Below are 14,329 nucleotides of genomic sequence, written 5' to 3' on the forward strand. Positions count from 1 at the left end.
GTCCCAGCACCGCCACGGCAGCGTGCGAACCGTGCCCCGCCGCCCCCGGGATCCGTCCATGGAGGTGATGCGCGACTTCGACGGCCCGCCGCCGAGCGCTCCGGCGCCGCGTCCCTCGATGGTGGTCCCGCTGCTGGTCGGGGCGGGGGTCGCGGTGGCGTTGGGGGTGTACGGCCGCACCCACACCCCGACCGGCATCGCGGTCAACGTGGCGGGGTTCTCGTCACCGCTGACGGTGAAGGTGTGGCTGGGCACGGGCGCGGCGTTCTTCGCCGTCGTCCAACTGCTCTCGGCGCTGTCCATGTGGGGCCGGCTCGGCGGGTTCTCCCCGCCCTGGGCCGGTGCCGTGCACCGCTGGTCGGGACGGATCGCCTTCCTGCTCACCGTGCCGGTCGCGGTGCACTGCCTGTACGCGCTCGGTTTCGCCGACTTCGACACCCGGGTGCTGATGCACTCCCTGCTGGGCTGCTTCTTCTTCGGCGTGTTCGCCACCAAGATGCTGACCCTGCCCAAACGTGGTCTCGCCGGGTGGGTGCTGCCGGTGGTCGGTGGAGTCGTGTTCGTCGCCCTGATCGGTGTCTTCCTGACCTCGTCGGTCTGGTACTTCACCACGTTCGGTTTCCAGCTCTGACGGAAAGGCACCTCGGATGAACCACGAGCAGGCCGGCTGCTGCCGGTCGCGACGGGCCGTGCTGGCCGGCACCGGTGCGGTGGGCGTGGCCGCGCTGACCGGATGCGCCACGTACGGCCAGCCGACCTCGGCGCCCCCGCCACCGCCGCCGCCCGCCGGAAACCCCAGTGCCGACCCGTCCGCGTCGGGCGCGCCGGACGCCGGTGGCGGCCCGCCGGCCCTGGCCACCCTGGCCGACATCCCGGTGGGTGGTGGACAGATCTACGGCGACGCCGGGGTGGTGATCACCCAGCCGACGCCGGGGACCATCAAGGCGTACTCGTCGACCTGCACCCACCAGGGCTGCACGGTCACCTCGGTCACCAACGGCACCATCGTCTGCGCCTGCCACAACAGCGTGTTCGACATCGCCGACGGTTCGGTACGCAGCGGACCGGCGGGGTCCCCGCTGCCCGCCGCGAACGTCTCCGTCGACGGGGACGCCATCCGGCTGGCCTAGGCGGCGCGAACACCCAGGACGCGGCCCACTCCAGGCCCGGGCCGCGCGGGGCCGTCCGGAGTGGCGTCGCGACTCCGGACGGCCCCTGCCCCACCCGGGGGCGGGTGGGGCAGGGGTCCCGGAGCCTGCGGCGGACTCAGACCGCGAGCGCCTGCCGTACGGTCGACTCGGCCGTGGCCCCGCCCGCGCCGGCCGAGGTGACCCGCCCCGACTCCAGCACGTGGTAGCGGTCGGCCACCCGCAGCGCGAACCCGAGGTGCTGCTCGACCAGGAGCACGCTGAACCCACGCTGCGCGATCAGCGCCACGATCCGCTCCTGGATCTCGGTCACCACCGACGGCTGGATGCCCTCGGTCGGCTCGTCGAGCATCAACAGCCGGGGCCGGGTGATCAGGGCCCGCGCGATGGCCAACTGCTGGCGCTGACCGCCGGAGAGCAGTCCCGCCCGACGGCGCAGCAACGGTCGCAGCGCGGGGAACAGGTCCAGCACCTCGGCCGTGGCCGCCGCGCCGTCACGCCGACCGTCGGCGACCAGCCGCAGGTTCTCCGCCGCCGTCAGGTGCGGGAAGCACTGCTGGCCCTGCGGCACGTACGCGATGCCCCGGGCGACCCGCTCGTGCGGGGCCAGCCGGGTGATGTCCACCCCGTCCAGCTCGACCCGACCGGCGCGGGGACGCAGCAGACCGGCGGCGACCCGCAGCAGGGTGGACTTGCCCGCGCCGTTGTGCCCGAGGACCGCCGCCACCCCGTCGTCGGGCACCTCGACGTCGACGCCGTGCAGCACCCGGCTGCGGCCGTAACCGGCGTGCACGCCGCGCAGACTGAGCATCATGCCTCCGTAGCCGTCGGGGCCGCCCCGGCGTCGACCGGGTGACCGAGGTAGACCTCCTGCACACGCGGGTCGGCCTGCACCTGCGCCACGGTGCCCTCGCTGAGCACCCGACCGGCGTGCAGCACGGTGACCGTCCGCGCGAAGCGGCGCAGGAAGTCCATGTCGTGCTCGATCACCACCACCGTGCGGTCCCGGCCGACCTTCTCCAACAGGCGACCGGTGGCGTCGCGTTCCTCGTGGCTCATCCCGGCCACCGGTTCGTCGAGCAGCAGCAGCCGGGCGTCCTGGACGAGCAGCATGCCGATCTCCAGCCACTGCTTCTGCCCGTGCGCGAGGGTGCCGGCGAGCTGCTCGGCCCGGTCGGCCAGGCCGATCACGTCGAGCGCCTCGGCCACCTCGTCGGGCACCCCGTGCCGGCGGCGCAGCAGCGTCGCCCAGTTCCGCCGCGCACCGGCCGCGATGTCGAGGTTCTGCACCACGGTCAGCTCCTCGAACACCGTCGAGGTCTGGAACGTGCGTCCCACGCCGAGGCGACTGATCCGGTGCACCGGCCGCCCGAGCAGTTCCCGGTCGCCGAAGCGGACCGAGCCGCCGGCCCGGACCAGCCCGGTGACGGCGTCGACCAGGGTGGTCTTGCCGGCGCCGTTCGGTCCGATGAGGAACCGGATGTCCCCGGGTGCGACGTCCAGGCTGACGCCGTCCACGGCGGTGAAGCCGTCGAAACTGACCCGCAGGTCGCGCACGGTGAGCCCGTGCAGTTGCCCGGTCACGAGGTCGCCTCCGCCTTCCGCCGCCGCAGCCGGCCGAACCGGCCGGGGCGTTCGTCGCCGTCGTCGCGGCGGCGGACCAGGCCGACCAGCGACGCCAGGCCGCCGGGCAGGAAGGCCACCACCACCACGAACAACAGACCCTGCAGGTACGTCCAGGTGCCCGGGAACCGCTCCGACAGGGCGGTCCGGGCCCACGCCACCGCGACCGCGCCGAGGACCGGCCCGAGCAGCGTGGCCCGACCGCCGATGGCGACACCGATGACGAACTCGATGGACGGCACGATCCCGATCAGCGCCGGCGAGATGATGCCGACCGCGGGGACGAACAGCGCCCCGGCCAGCCCGGCCATCCCCGCCGCCACCACGTACGCGACCAGCTTGACGGTGGCCGGGTCGTAGCCGAGGAAGCGGACCCGTTCCTCACCGTCGCGGACCGCGACGAGCAGTTCGCCGTAGCGGCTCTGCATCAGGTGCCGGGTCAGGGCCAGCAGCGCCAACAGGGTGCCGGCGATGATGAAGTAGACCATCCGCTGGTTGACCGGGTCGTCCAGGTCGTAGCCGAAGAAGCCCTGGATGTCGGTGAGGCCGTTCGTGCCGCCGGTGGTGCCCTGCTGGCCGATCAGCAGGATCACCATGGCGGCGGCGAGGGCCTGGCTGAGGATGGCGAAGTAGGCGCCCCGGACCCGGCGGCGGAACACCAGCGACCCGAGGACGAAGGCGACCGCCATCGGCAGCAGCACCGTGGCGGGCAGGGCGAACCACGGGCTGGCGAACGGTCGCCACCACAGTGGCAACTCGTCGAGTTGCCCGTACAGCATCATGAAGTCGGGCATGGCGCCCGGACCCGCGTCGGCGAGCTTGAGGTGCATGGCCATCGCGTAGCCGCCGAGACCGAAGAAGACGCCCTGGCCGAGGGCGAGCATGCCGCCGCGTCCCCAGGCCAGGCCGATGCCGACCGCGACCATCGCCACGCAGAGGTACTTGGCCAGCAGGGACAGCCGGAAGTCGGAGAGCAGCAGCGGGGCGACGGCGAACAGCAGGGCCGCGCCGAACGCGAACCCGGCGGCGGCCCGGAACCGGTGCCGGGACGGGCCGGCGGCGGGGGTGGCCGGCGAGGGCACGGGTGCGTCGGCGGTGACGGGATCTCTGGCGACGGTCGTCATGCCAAACTCCTGGTACGCAGCGTGAACAGGCCCTGGGGTCGCCACTGGAGGAACGCGACGATGGCGACGAACACCATCACCTTGGCGACGCTGAGGGTGGTCAGGTATTCGCCGGAGGCTTGGAGCACGCCCAGCGCGAAGGCGACGATCACGGTGCCCTTGAGCTGGCCGATGCCGCCGACCACGACGACCAGGAAGGCGTCGATGATCAGGTTGGTGCCCATGGTGGGGCCGATCGGACCGAGCAGCGTCAGCGCGACTCCGGCGATGCCGGCCAGGCCGGACCCGATGAAGAAGGTCATCCGGTCCACCCGGGCGGTGGCGATGCCGGAGACGGCCGCCAGGTCGCGGTTCTGCACCACGGCGCGGATCCGGCGGCCCAGCGGGGTGAAGCGCAACGCGAGCGTCAGCGCGACCACCGCGCCACCGGCCAGGGCCAGGATGAACAGCCGGTTGTTGGCGACGGTGATCCCGCCCGGCAGCGCGATGTTGCCGGTGAGCAGTTCCGGGGCCCGGGTCTGCACGTTGGGGCTGCCGAAGACGTCCCGGGCGAGCTGTTGCAGGATCAGCGAGACACCCCAGGTGACCAGCAGCGTGTCCAGCGGCCGGGCGTAGAGGCGGCGGATCAGCAGGATCTCCAGCAGGACGCCCATCGCGCCGGCCACCACGAAGGCGACCGGCAGCGCCACCAGCAGCGACCACCCGGCTGCGGTGATGACCTGTTGCAGGACGTAGGTGGTGTAGGCGCCGGCCATGATGAACTCGCCGTGCGCCATGTTGATCACGCCCATCTGGCCGAAGGTGAGCGCCAGGCCCAGCGCGATCAGCAGCAGCACCGCGCCGATGCTGACGCCGGTGAAGAGTTGACCGATGAGAACTGTCACGGTGGGTACTCCGAACTGCGGGTGGGGGCCCGGGCGGGACGGGTCCCGCCCGGGCCGTGGGACCGGGGCGTCGGTCAGCTCAGGCCGCCGGCCCAGGGGTAGCTCTTGAGGTACGGGTCCGGCGTGATCGGCTGACCGGAGTTCCAGACCTCGGCGATCAGCCCGTCCGCGCCGACCTTGCCGACCCGGGCCGTCTTGGCGATGTGCTGGGTCGCACCGTCCACGGTGACCAGACCCTCCGGCGCCTCGAAGGTGATGCCGTCGGAGGCCTCCCGGACCTTCTCCACGTCGAACGTGCCGGCCTTCTCCACCATCGCCTTCCACAGATAGACCGAGACGTACGCGGCCTCCATCGGGTCGCTGGTCGGCTTGTCCGCGCCGAAGCGGGCCTTGTACGCGGCCACGAACTTCTCGTTCGCCGCGCCCGGCGTGGTCTGGTAGTAGTTCCAGGCGGTGAGCTGGCCCTCCAGGTACTGCGTGCCGATGCTCTTGACCTCCTCCTCGGCGATGGATACCGAGACCACCGGCATGGCGGCGGCGGTCAGCCCGGCGGACTTGTACTCCTTGAAGAACGCCACGTTGCTGTCGCCGTTGAGGGTGTTGAAGACCGCGTCCGCCCCGGCGGACTTCACCTTGTTGGTGATCGTGCCGAACTCGGTGGACCCGAGCGGGGCGTAGTCCTCGCCCAGCACGGTCATTCCGTTGGCCTGCGCGTACGCCTTGATGATTTTGTTCGCGGTGCGCGGGAAGACGTAGTCGGACCCGACCAGATAGAGCGACTTGGCACCCTGCGCCTTGAGATACTCCAGGCCGGGAACAATCTGCTGGTTCGTGGTCGCGCCGGTGTAGAAGATGTACGGCGACTGTTCCAGTCCCTCGTACTGCACGGGATAGAACAGCAGCGCCTTGTTCTTCTCGAAGACCGGCTTGACGGCCTTGCGACTGGCCGAGGTCCAGCATCCGAAGACGGCGGCGACGCGGTCCTCACGGATCAGTTTCTCGGCCTTCTCGGCGAACGTCGGCCAGTCCGAGGCGCCGTCCTCGCCGACCGGCTGGATCTTCTTGCCGAGCACGCCACCGGCGCCGTTGATCTCCTCGATCGCCAGCGTGATCGCGTCGCGGACGGTCACCTCGCTGATGGCCATGGTGCCGGAGAGGGAGTTGAGCAGGCCCACCTTGACGGTGTCGCCGGAGACGTCGGCGCTGACGCCGGCAGAGGTGTTCCCATCGGTGGTCTTGCTGCCGCACGCGGCCAGTGCGGCTGCGGCGACCAGGGTCATGGCACCCGCCAGGATGCGGCGGCCCCGGATCAGTGTCATCAATGCTCCCTGCTTCGCGCCTGGGCGTGGAGTCAGTGCCCGGGAACGAGCGTCGGTCCCGGGTCGAGAAGTGCGGATTCTGCGTGTGCGGTGCGGTCCGTCGGAACATGTCGCGCTGCCCGGCACGGCGGGTGGACGCCGGTCCGGGCACCGATTCGGATATCGGGCAGGGAAAGCTTCGATCCGCTTCGTTGCGCGAATGTTTCCCGATCCTCAATAGACTGTTTCCGCTGGCTACTGCCGATCGCAGGCGCGGATGCAGAAAATGCCGGAGCCCCGCCGCGAGAATCGGCGGAATGGCACCGGCACACGAATATGGACCGCGACGGCGGCAATTTCCGATCACCGTCGGGTGGGTGGTCGTATCCCGCCCGCAGGCCGGATACTTCACGCAGGAAGTATCTTATGTGGCCGGTGCGCGATCCTGTCAAGGCACGGTCGGGTCACGCCGCCGATCGACCCCCGCCGTTCGCTCGACCGCGCCGTTCGCTCGGCCCTCGGCCCGCGGGTGCCGGCCGCCGACCGCTTCAGAGCTCGGCGAGGACGGTGAAGTCCAGGCCGTCGGCCTCGGCCAGATAGATGCGCTGGCGTACGTGCCGACGCCGCAGCCGCAGTTCACCACGCGGCCCGTCGTACGACACCACGTCGGCGGACGCCTCCACCGCCCGCACGTCTAGCGTGCCGGCCTTGGCGATGAGGGCGGACAGCAGCATCACGCCCTCGTAACAGGACTCACCGAGGCTGCCCAGCGGCGGCGCCTCCAACCCGAAGCGGCGGGCGAACTGGCCGTGGAAGTCGAGATTCTCCGGCGTGACCAGCCCGGCGAAGAAGCCGGCCGTGCTGAACAGGCCCCGCGTGTTCGTCGCGCCGCTGGCCAGCAGCATGTTCTCGTCCATCAACGTGCTCAACCGCAGGCAGCGCTGGTCCAACCGGGACCGTGCGAAGGCCCGGTTGAACCGGACCGCGTCGGCACCGACCAGCAGCATCAGCACCGCGTCGGCGTCGCTGCGCTCGATGCGCCGCAGCACCTCGACGTAGTCGTGCGACTCCAACGGCAGGAAGTGGTGCCCGACCACCCGGCCGCCGCTGCGCAGCGCGTACCGGTAGGCGGCGCGGGTGGTCCGGCGGGGCCAGACGTAGTCGTTGCCGACCACGAACCACCGCCGGATTCCGAGGTCGGCGGCGAGCACTCGCATCGCCGGCCACAGTTGCGCGTCCGGCGTCTCGCTGGTCAGGAAGACCCCCTCGGTACGCTCCCCGCCCTCGTACAGGGCGGTGTAGACGTACGGCACCCGGTGCGCGATGCGCGGTGCGACCGCCTGTCGTACCGAGGAGATGTGCCAGCCGGTCACGCCCTGCACGGCACCGGTCGACACCAGCGCCTCCACCTCGGCGGCGACCTCGGCCGGTGGCGCGCCGCCGTCGACCGGCACCAGCCGCAGCTCGCGTCCGAGCACCCCGCCGCGCTGGTTGACCTCCTCCACCGCGAGCTGGGCGCACTGCTCACAGCTCGGGCCGAACATGCCGGCCGGGCCACGCATCGGATACACCAGCGCGATGCTGACCACGCCCCGGTCGACGGTGAGCCAAGACGCCCCGGCGGCGAGCCTCTCCCCCGCCTGCGGACGCCCGTACCCCGGTGCCGGCGCGGACATGAACACATCGTGGCCGCAGCCGAGGATGATGACCAGACCTCCCCAGCAGACGGGACGTCTCGGTACGATGACCCGGCAACCGCCAGGCGGGAGTGCCATGTCAGACCTTCCCGGCTCCGCAGCCGACCTGCTACCCCTGCTCACCCGCGCCGAGCGGCTGCTCGCCCGCCGGGTCGGCACGGTGCTCGCCGTCGAGTCGCTCACCATCGAGGCGTGGCGGGTGCTCTGCCTGCTCGCCGACGGTCGAGGGCACCCGATGAGCGAGGTCGCCGCCGAGGCGTCCCTGCCACCGGGCACCCTGACCAAGCTGGTCGACCAGCTCGTGGACCGCAACCTGGTGTTCCGGCGGGTCGATCCGTTCGACCGGCGGCGCATCCGGGCGTACCTGACCGACCGGGGGCGACGCGAGCACGAACGGATCGCCGCGCAGATCCACGCCGACCTGTCCGGGCTCAGCGCGTCGGGCGACGCGGACCTGGCCGGGCACCTCGACGACCTGATCGGACGACTGGAACCGGACCGCCGCCCGGCCCCCACCCGGGTCTGACGCCGCCACCGGCCGGCGGGCGGGCGGTCACCGTCGCGGGTCGGCCACGCTGCCGGGTGACGTCAGGTCAGCCGCCGTTGACCGGGCGGAACCGGTTGACGGAGTGGCGGGCCCGTGCCGCGCCGTTGGTGACCGGCCCGACGGCGTCGAACATCACCCGGCCCAGGGTCGCGTGGGCGCGTACCGCCGGGTGGGTGCCGCCGTAGTTGTCCAGGTCGCCGAGGGAGTCGGCGAAGAAGGCGTAGGTCAGCGTCGGCGCGCCGGTCGCGTCGAACATGATCCCGGCCTCGTGCCGGGCCGCGCCCAGCGTGTCGTAGTCCGCGCCGTACTTGGTGGCCACCCGGCTGCGTTCCGCCGACGACATGTCGCGACGGATCCCGTCGTGGTAGCCGTTCACCCAGCGCAGGATGCCCAGCAGGAAGTCGCACGACCGGGCCGACAGCAGGGTCTTGTCGGCCAGCCGCCAGAGCAGGTCGTGGGTCTCGCGCGGAGTGGTCACGCCGAGGAAGAAGCGGTTCGGGTTGGCCACCGGCTCGACCCGCGTGTGCCTGAAGCCCTTGGCGGCGAGGATCTCGTTGATCTCCAGCGCCGGCACCACCCGCCCGCACATCCGCACCGACGTGTTGTCGGAGACCAGCAGCATCGCGGTGAGGAAGTTCGCCACGGTGATCTCGTCGCCCCACACGGTGTGCAGGAAATAGATGCCGCTGCCGCCGAGGATGATGTCGCCGGTCAGGTCGAGGCGCTGGCCGAGCGCCAGCTCGCCTCGGTCGATCTTGTCCATCACCGCCACCGCGACGGCTAGCTTCTGCACGCTGTAGCCGTGCGTGACCCGGTCGGCGTCGTCGGCCACCACGGTCCGCAGTGCGCCGGAGCCGTCCACCATCGCCACGTGCGAGTGCCACACGCCGCCCGCCCGCGCCTTCTGCTGGCGATAGGTACGCCGGATCAGCGCCTGCGCTCCACCGGGGCCGGATGCGTCCCCGGCAGCCAGCGTACTCGGTGCGGCGGCGGCACCGGCCGGTGTCGCCACCAGGGCCGCCGCAGCGGCTCCGATCCCGATCGCGGCCCGACGACTCATCTGCTCGGCCATTGCCACTCCTCTGGTCCGGCGTGCCACCGGCGGGATCGCCGGCACCGGACACACCCTGCCATACCCACCCATCTTCCGCTGGACCTCACTCCAGAGTGGAGCGGAACGGTCGTCGGGATGGCCTCACCCGACTCGGGCGATCCGGTCGTCGGTCGGGAACGCCGTCGCCGTTGGGGTGAGGTACGTGCGCAGGGTGTGCGCGTCCGGGGCGGTGGCGGTCCACAGGGTGGCCGGACCGCCGGCCAGCGGTAGCCGGGCGACCGTGCCCCGTACCGCCGCAGGCTCGGCCGGTGCGGTCGGGTCGACCAGGAGCAGTGAGCCGGTGGCGGGAGCGCCGCCGAGCACCGCCGGTCCGGCCCAGCCGGGTGCGTCCGGCCCGACCGCCAGCGACTGTCGCAGCAGCGGCCGACCGCCGAGGTCGACCCGGGTGACGACCTCGGCGTTGCCGGGTGCCTCCCGGTGTCGGCCGCAGATCAGTTCGTCGCGCCAGTGCAGGGTGCCGCCCTCGGCGACGTCCACCTGGGCGTCGGCCACGTGCGCGCAGCCCGCCGCCGCGACCAGTTGCTCCGGCAGCCAGTGCAGCGTGGCGTCGGCGGCGACGGTCGCCCGGACCCGCATCCGGGAGACCGCGCCGGGGCGGCCGGGCAGGGCGATCGAGGCTGCCACGGTGCGGACGTCGACCACCGCACCGGGGCCCACCTCGACCTCCAGCCGCAGGTCGTCGCCGGCGAGCGGACCGGCCGCACCGCCGACGACGTACACCGTGACGCCACCGCCCGATGCCGGCACCTGCCGCAGCAGCAGCGGGCTCTCCCCCCGCAGCTCGGCCAGCACGGTGCGGCCGTGCCGGTCGGCGCGGGCCACCAGCCGGGCGGTGGCGCGCATCAGGCCTGCCCGGCGGGCACCGCGGCGACCGGTCTGGTGCGCTCGGGCCCGACGGGAGAAGCCGTCGCGGCCCGATGGTGGGCCAGCTCGTGCCGGATCCACTCGGCGACCCGGGTGGCGAGCGGATCCTCGGTGATGGACTGGAACACCGTGGGCAGGTCGCCCCGGCGGGCTCGCGCGTCACGGTCCATCACCGACAGGTCGGCCCCGACCATCGGTGCCAGGTCCGTCTTGTTGATCACCAGCAGGTCGGCGGCGGTCACGCCCGGGCCGCCCTTACGCGGCACCTTGTCCCCGCCGGCCACGTCGACCACGAAGATCTGCCGGTCGACCAGACCTCGGCTGAAGGTCGCGGTCAGGTTGTCCCCACCGCTCTCCACCAGCACCAGGTCCAACGGGCCCAGCGCCTCGGCCAGTTCGTCGACCGCGTCCAGGTTGGCGCCGATGTCGTCGCGGATGGCGGTGTGCGGGCAGCAGCCGGTCTCCACGGCCCGGATCCGGTCCGGGTCGAGCACCCCGGCCCGCTTGAGGAAGTCGGCGTCCTCCGTGGTGTAGATGTCGTTGGTGACCACCGCCAGCCGCAGCTCGTCGGCGAAGGCCCGGCACAGCGCGGCGACCAGCGCCGTCTTGCCGGAGCCGACCGGGCCGCCGATGCCGACCCGCAGCGCCCGCGACGCGGTGGGCAGCGGGGCGTGCGGGTCGACTCCGGGCTCGGGGTGGGTGTGCGGAACGGACTCGTCGTGGTCGGTCTCAGGACGCAAAGAGACGCACCTCCCAGGTGGCGTGAACTTCGGCATGGATGTCGGCGAGCGGAGCGGCGGCGGCCGGCAGCCGCTCCGGTGGTTCCTCGGCGGCCCGCGCCGCCCGCGCCGCGGTGGCGTCGCAGGCGACCGCGAGCCGCACCAGCAGGGCCTGCACCCGGTAGGGGTCGAGGCCGAGCAGACGTACGGCGGCGCTTGCCGAACCGGTCACCGTCGCGTGGGCGGCGACCGTGGCGACCTGCGCCGGGTCCAGACCGGCGGCGGCACCGACCAGCCCCAGCACCAGCGGCTGGTGCGGGCCGGGCGGCACGGCGGGCAGGTCGTCGAAGATGTCGCCGGGCCAGATCTCCCGCCCGGCCCGGAGCAGTGCCCGGCCCTGGCGACGGGACACCGCCCGCTGGGCCGGCGACGCGGTCCGGGCGTCCAGTTCGGCGTCGAGCCGCGCCAGCAGGTCCCGGCGTCCGGCCGACCGGGCCGCCCGCCGGGACGCCGCCGCGAACGCCGCCGCGACCAGCCCGGCCGTGGCCAGTCGTCCGCGCAGGTACTCCCCCAGCGTGGCCAGGTCGGTCACCCGCCCGGCCGCGACGGCCGCCTCCAGGCCCGACGAGTGGGCGTGCGCCCCGGCCGGGAACCGCCCGTCGGCGAGCAGCAACAGCATGGTCGGCGCGGTCATCAGAACAGGAAGTAACGCTGGGCCATCGGCAACTCGGTCACCGGGTCGGGGTCGACCACCTCGCCGTCGATGCGGACGGTGAAGGTGTCCGGGTCCACCTCGATGCGCGGCAGCGCACCGTTTTCCGGCAGGTCGGTCTTGCCGCGGGAGCGCACGTCGGCGACCGGCACCACCCGGCGACGCACGTCCAGGCGCAGTCCGGCGTCGAGCGCGGCGGGTGCCACGAACGCCAGGCTGGTGGCGGCGGCCGCGACGCCGTACGCGCCGAACATGGGTCGGGGCAGCATCGGCTGCGGCGTCGGGATGGAGGCGTTCGCGTCCCCCATCTGGGCGTACGCGATGAACCCGCCCTTGATGACCAGGTGCGGCCGGACGCCGAAGAACGCCGGCTCCCACAGCACCAGATCGGCGAGCTTGCCCGGCTCGACCGAGCCGATCTCGTGGTCGAGCCCGTTGGCCATGGCCGCGCAGATGGTGTACTTCGCCACGTAGCGCCGGGCCCGGTGGTTGTCGGCGGCACCGTCACCGGCGAGCGCCCCGACCCGCGCCTTCATCACGTGCGCGCTCTGCCAGGTCCGCAGCACGACCTCGCCGACCCGGCCCATCGCCTGCGAGTCCGAGCCGATGATGGAGATCGCGCCCAGGTCGTGCAGCAGGTCCTCGGCGGCCATCGTGGACGGTCGGATCCGACTCTCCGCGAACGCCAGGTCCTCCGGCACCGCCGGGTTCAGGTGGTGGCAGACCATCAGCATGTCGAGGTGTTCAGCCAGCGTGTTGCGGGTGTACGGGCGGGTCGGGTTGGTCGACGAGGGCAGCACGTTCGGTTCCCCGGCGACGGTGATGATGTCCGGCGCGTGCCCGCCCCCGGCTCCCTCCGTGTGATAGGAGTGGATCGCCCGGCCGCCGATCGCCCGCAGGGTGTCCGCGACGAACCCGGCCTCGTTGAGAGTATCGGTGTGGATGGACACCTGCACGCCGGAGGCGTCCGCGACCCGCAGGCAGGCGTCGATCGCCGCCGGGGTGGTGCCCCAGTCCTCGTGCAGCTTGAACCCACCGGCACCGGCCCGCAACTGCTCCCAGAGCGCCTCGGCGGAGACCGTGTTGCCCTTGCCGAGCAGCAGCACGTTGACCGGGAACGCGTCCAGGGCCTCGTGCATCCGGGCCAGGTGCCAGGCGTTCGGCGTGACGGTGGTGGCCCGGGTCCCCTCGGCCGGTCCGGTGCCGCCACCGACCAGGGTGGTGACCCCGCCGGCCAGCGCCTCGGTGACGATCTGCGGGCAGATGAAGTGCACGTGGGTGTCGACCGCCCCGGCGGTGAGGATCCGGCCGTTGCCGGCGATCACCTCGGTCGCCGGACCGATCACCAGATCCGGGTGCACACCGTCCATGGTGTCCGGGTTGCCCGCCCGGCCCAGCGCGACGATCCGCCCGTCGCGTATCCCCACGTCGGCCTTGACCACACCCCAGTGGTCGAGGACCACCGCGCCGGTGACGACCGTGTCCAGGGCGCCCTCGGCCCGGGTGGCCCGGGACTGGCCCATCGACTCGCGGATCACCTTGCCGCCGCCGAAGACCGCCTCGTCGCCGCCGGCACAGTGGTCGTGCTCGACCTCGATCAGCAGGTTCGTGTCGGCCAACCGGATCCGGTCGCCGGTGCTCGGCCCGTAGAGCGCGACGTAGCGCTCCCGCTCCACCAGGCTCATGCCGCCGCTCCGCTCCGCTGCGCGCCGCCACCGGGCACCGCCGTCGTCGGGGCCGGGTCCAGCGGGCCGGCGGACTCGCCGCGCAGGCCGGGCACGATCCGCGCGCCGCGCAGCGGCACCAGGTCCACGGTGCGACTCACGCCCGGTTCGAAACGCACGGACGTCCCGGCCGGTACGGCGAGACGCTGTCCCCAGGCGGCGGCCCGGTCGAAGTCCAGGGCCGGGTTGGCCTCGGCGAAGTGGTAGTGCGACCCGACCTGCACCGGCCGGTCGCCGGTGTTCACCACGAGCAGCGTGGTCACCGGACGCCCGGCGTTGATCTCCACCGGCCGGGCCGCCGGCAGGATCTCCCCGGGGATCACGGGATCGGGTGGTGCACCGTCACCAGCTTGGTGCCGTCCGGGAACGTCGCCTCCACCTGCACCTCCCTCAGCAACTCGGGGATGCCGTCCTGCACGTCGTCCCGGGTCAGGACGGTGCGGCCGGAGGCCATCAGGTCGACCACGGTCGCCCCGTCGCGGGCGCCTTCGAGCAGGAAGGCGGTGAGCACCGCGACGGCTTCCGGATAGTTGAGGCGCAGGCCGCGCTCGCGGCGACGCCGGGCGACGTCCGCCGCCACGTGGACGAGCAGGCGGTCCTGCTCGTGGGGGGTGAGATACACGGGGTGCTCCCGGTGGGTGTCCGCGCCCCCGGACACCGTCGGCCCGGCGCCTCGACGCGCCGACCGCCGGTCGGGGTTCGCCCGCCGGTCCCGACCGCCACGTGCGCGGGGCCCGGGGTTTCCACCTCCCCAGGTCCGCGTGACGGACCACCGGCGGTGTCGGGTCGGATGCGGACCGCACCGCCCACCGCTGAGCAGACCGTAAGGGATCACGCGGGCGGCGGGCAACACCCCGCGTGAGGGTCGTCATAAC

At 72.6% G+C, this 14,329-nt stretch carries 16 protein-coding genes; 3 read left to right on the forward strand and 13 right to left on the reverse strand.

The genetic code is table 11. The features are described 5' to 3' along the window. The first annotated feature begins 67 nt into the window (after nt 1–67). Both ACIBO1_RS25755 and ACIBO1_RS25760 read left to right on the forward strand, forming a co-directional pair. Nucleotides 68–631 carry a DUF6529 family protein gene (locus ACIBO1_RS25755; RefSeq protein ID WP_396750933.1) on the forward strand — a complete coding sequence of 188 codons (564 nt, stop codon included), beginning with the start codon at nt 68–70 and terminating at the stop codon, nt 629–631. 16 nt (nt 632–647) lie between these two features. Then, nucleotides 648–1,130 (forward strand): Rieske 2Fe-2S domain-containing protein, encoded by a 483-nt coding sequence (locus tag ACIBO1_RS25760; RefSeq protein ID WP_396750843.1) that lies wholly within the window; start codon nt 648–650, stop codon nt 1,128–1,130. A gap of 136 nt (nt 1,131–1,266) precedes the next feature. Here ACIBO1_RS25760 and urtE read toward each other — a convergent pair whose 3' ends face one another. The 6 genes from urtE to ACIBO1_RS25790 form a co-directional block, all read right to left on the reverse strand. After that, complete coding sequence (gene urtE, locus ACIBO1_RS25765; RefSeq protein WP_396750845.1) at nt 1,267–1,962, reverse strand: urea ABC transporter ATP-binding subunit UrtE; 696 nt, start codon at nt 1,960–1,962, stop codon at nt 1,267–1,269. Continuing rightward, on the reverse strand, nt 1,959–2,732 hold the full coding sequence (gene urtD, locus ACIBO1_RS25770; RefSeq protein WP_396750846.1) for an urea ABC transporter ATP-binding protein UrtD: 774 nt from the start codon (nt 2,730–2,732) through the stop codon (nt 1,959–1,961). Before urtD ends, urtE begins: the two co-directional genes overlap by 4 nt. Beyond that, nucleotides 2,729–3,895, reverse strand: coding sequence for an urea ABC transporter permease subunit UrtC (urtC, locus tag ACIBO1_RS25775; RefSeq protein ID WP_396750847.1), 1,167 nt, complete (start codon nt 3,893–3,895; stop codon nt 2,729–2,731). Before urtC ends, urtD begins: the two co-directional genes overlap by 4 nt. Continuing rightward, nucleotides 3,892–4,779, reverse strand: a complete 888-nt coding sequence (gene urtB / locus ACIBO1_RS25780) for an urea ABC transporter permease subunit UrtB (RefSeq protein ID WP_396750849.1) — start codon at nt 4,777–4,779, stop codon at nt 3,892–3,894. The genes urtC and urtB overlap by 4 nt, the downstream gene beginning before the upstream one ends. Nucleotides 4,780–4,853: 74 nt before the next feature. Then, entirely contained in the window at nt 4,854–6,098 is a 1,245-nt protein-coding gene (gene urtA, locus ACIBO1_RS25785) for an urea ABC transporter substrate-binding protein (RefSeq protein ID WP_396750851.1), read from the reverse strand. Nucleotides 6,099–6,625: 527 nt separating this feature from the next. Continuing rightward, nucleotides 6,626–7,753 (reverse strand): substrate-binding domain-containing protein, encoded by a 1,128-nt coding sequence (locus ACIBO1_RS25790; RefSeq protein ID WP_396750853.1) that lies wholly within the window; start codon nt 7,751–7,753, stop codon nt 6,626–6,628. A gap of 97 nt (nt 7,754–7,850) precedes the next feature. Between ACIBO1_RS25790 and ACIBO1_RS25795 the strand changes: the two genes are divergently transcribed. After that, nucleotides 7,851–8,300, forward strand: a complete 450-nt coding sequence (locus ACIBO1_RS25795) for a MarR family winged helix-turn-helix transcriptional regulator (RefSeq protein ID WP_396750855.1) — start codon at nt 7,851–7,853, stop codon at nt 8,298–8,300. A gap of 67 nt (nt 8,301–8,367) precedes the next feature. Here ACIBO1_RS25795 and ACIBO1_RS25800 read toward each other — a convergent pair whose 3' ends face one another. From ACIBO1_RS25800 to ACIBO1_RS25830, 7 genes are all read right to left on the reverse strand, one after another. Beyond that, nucleotides 8,368–9,393, reverse strand: a complete 1,026-nt coding sequence (locus tag ACIBO1_RS25800; protein ID WP_396750857.1) for a serine hydrolase — start codon at nt 9,391–9,393, stop codon at nt 8,368–8,370. A gap of 123 nt (nt 9,394–9,516) precedes the next feature. Then, nucleotides 9,517–10,278, reverse strand: a complete 762-nt coding sequence (locus ACIBO1_RS25805; RefSeq protein WP_396750859.1) for an urease accessory protein UreD — start codon at nt 10,276–10,278, stop codon at nt 9,517–9,519. Further along, entirely contained in the window at nt 10,278–11,039 is a 762-nt protein-coding gene (gene ureG / locus ACIBO1_RS25810) for an urease accessory protein UreG (protein WP_396750861.1), read from the reverse strand. Before ureG ends, ACIBO1_RS25805 begins: the two co-directional genes overlap by 1 nt. Next, the gene (locus tag ACIBO1_RS25815) at nt 11,029–11,712 is read right to left on the reverse strand and encodes an urease accessory protein UreF (RefSeq protein ID WP_396750863.1); all 684 of its coding nucleotides are present in this window, start codon (nt 11,710–11,712) and stop codon (nt 11,029–11,031) included. The genes ureG and ACIBO1_RS25815 overlap by 11 nt, the downstream gene beginning before the upstream one ends. After that, the gene (locus tag ACIBO1_RS25820; protein ID WP_396750865.1) at nt 11,712–13,415 is read right to left on the reverse strand and encodes an urease subunit alpha; all 1,704 of its coding nucleotides are present in this window, start codon (nt 13,413–13,415) and stop codon (nt 11,712–11,714) included. The genes ACIBO1_RS25815 and ACIBO1_RS25820 overlap by 1 nt, the downstream gene beginning before the upstream one ends. Then, nucleotides 13,412–13,777, reverse strand: a complete 366-nt coding sequence (locus ACIBO1_RS25825) for an urease subunit beta (RefSeq protein WP_396750867.1) — start codon at nt 13,775–13,777, stop codon at nt 13,412–13,414. The genes ACIBO1_RS25820 and ACIBO1_RS25825 overlap by 4 nt, the downstream gene beginning before the upstream one ends. Beyond that, nucleotides 13,774–14,076 carry an urease subunit gamma gene (locus ACIBO1_RS25830; protein WP_350694727.1) on the reverse strand — a complete coding sequence of 101 codons (303 nt, stop codon included), beginning with the start codon at nt 14,074–14,076 and terminating at the stop codon, nt 13,774–13,776. Before ACIBO1_RS25830 ends, ACIBO1_RS25825 begins: the two co-directional genes overlap by 4 nt. Between the last annotated feature and the right edge of the window lie 253 nt (nt 14,077–14,329).

This window comes from Micromonospora sp. NPDC049903 (genome assembly GCF_044460945.1).
GTDB lineage: Bacteria > Actinomycetota > Actinomycetes > Mycobacteriales > Micromonosporaceae > Micromonospora.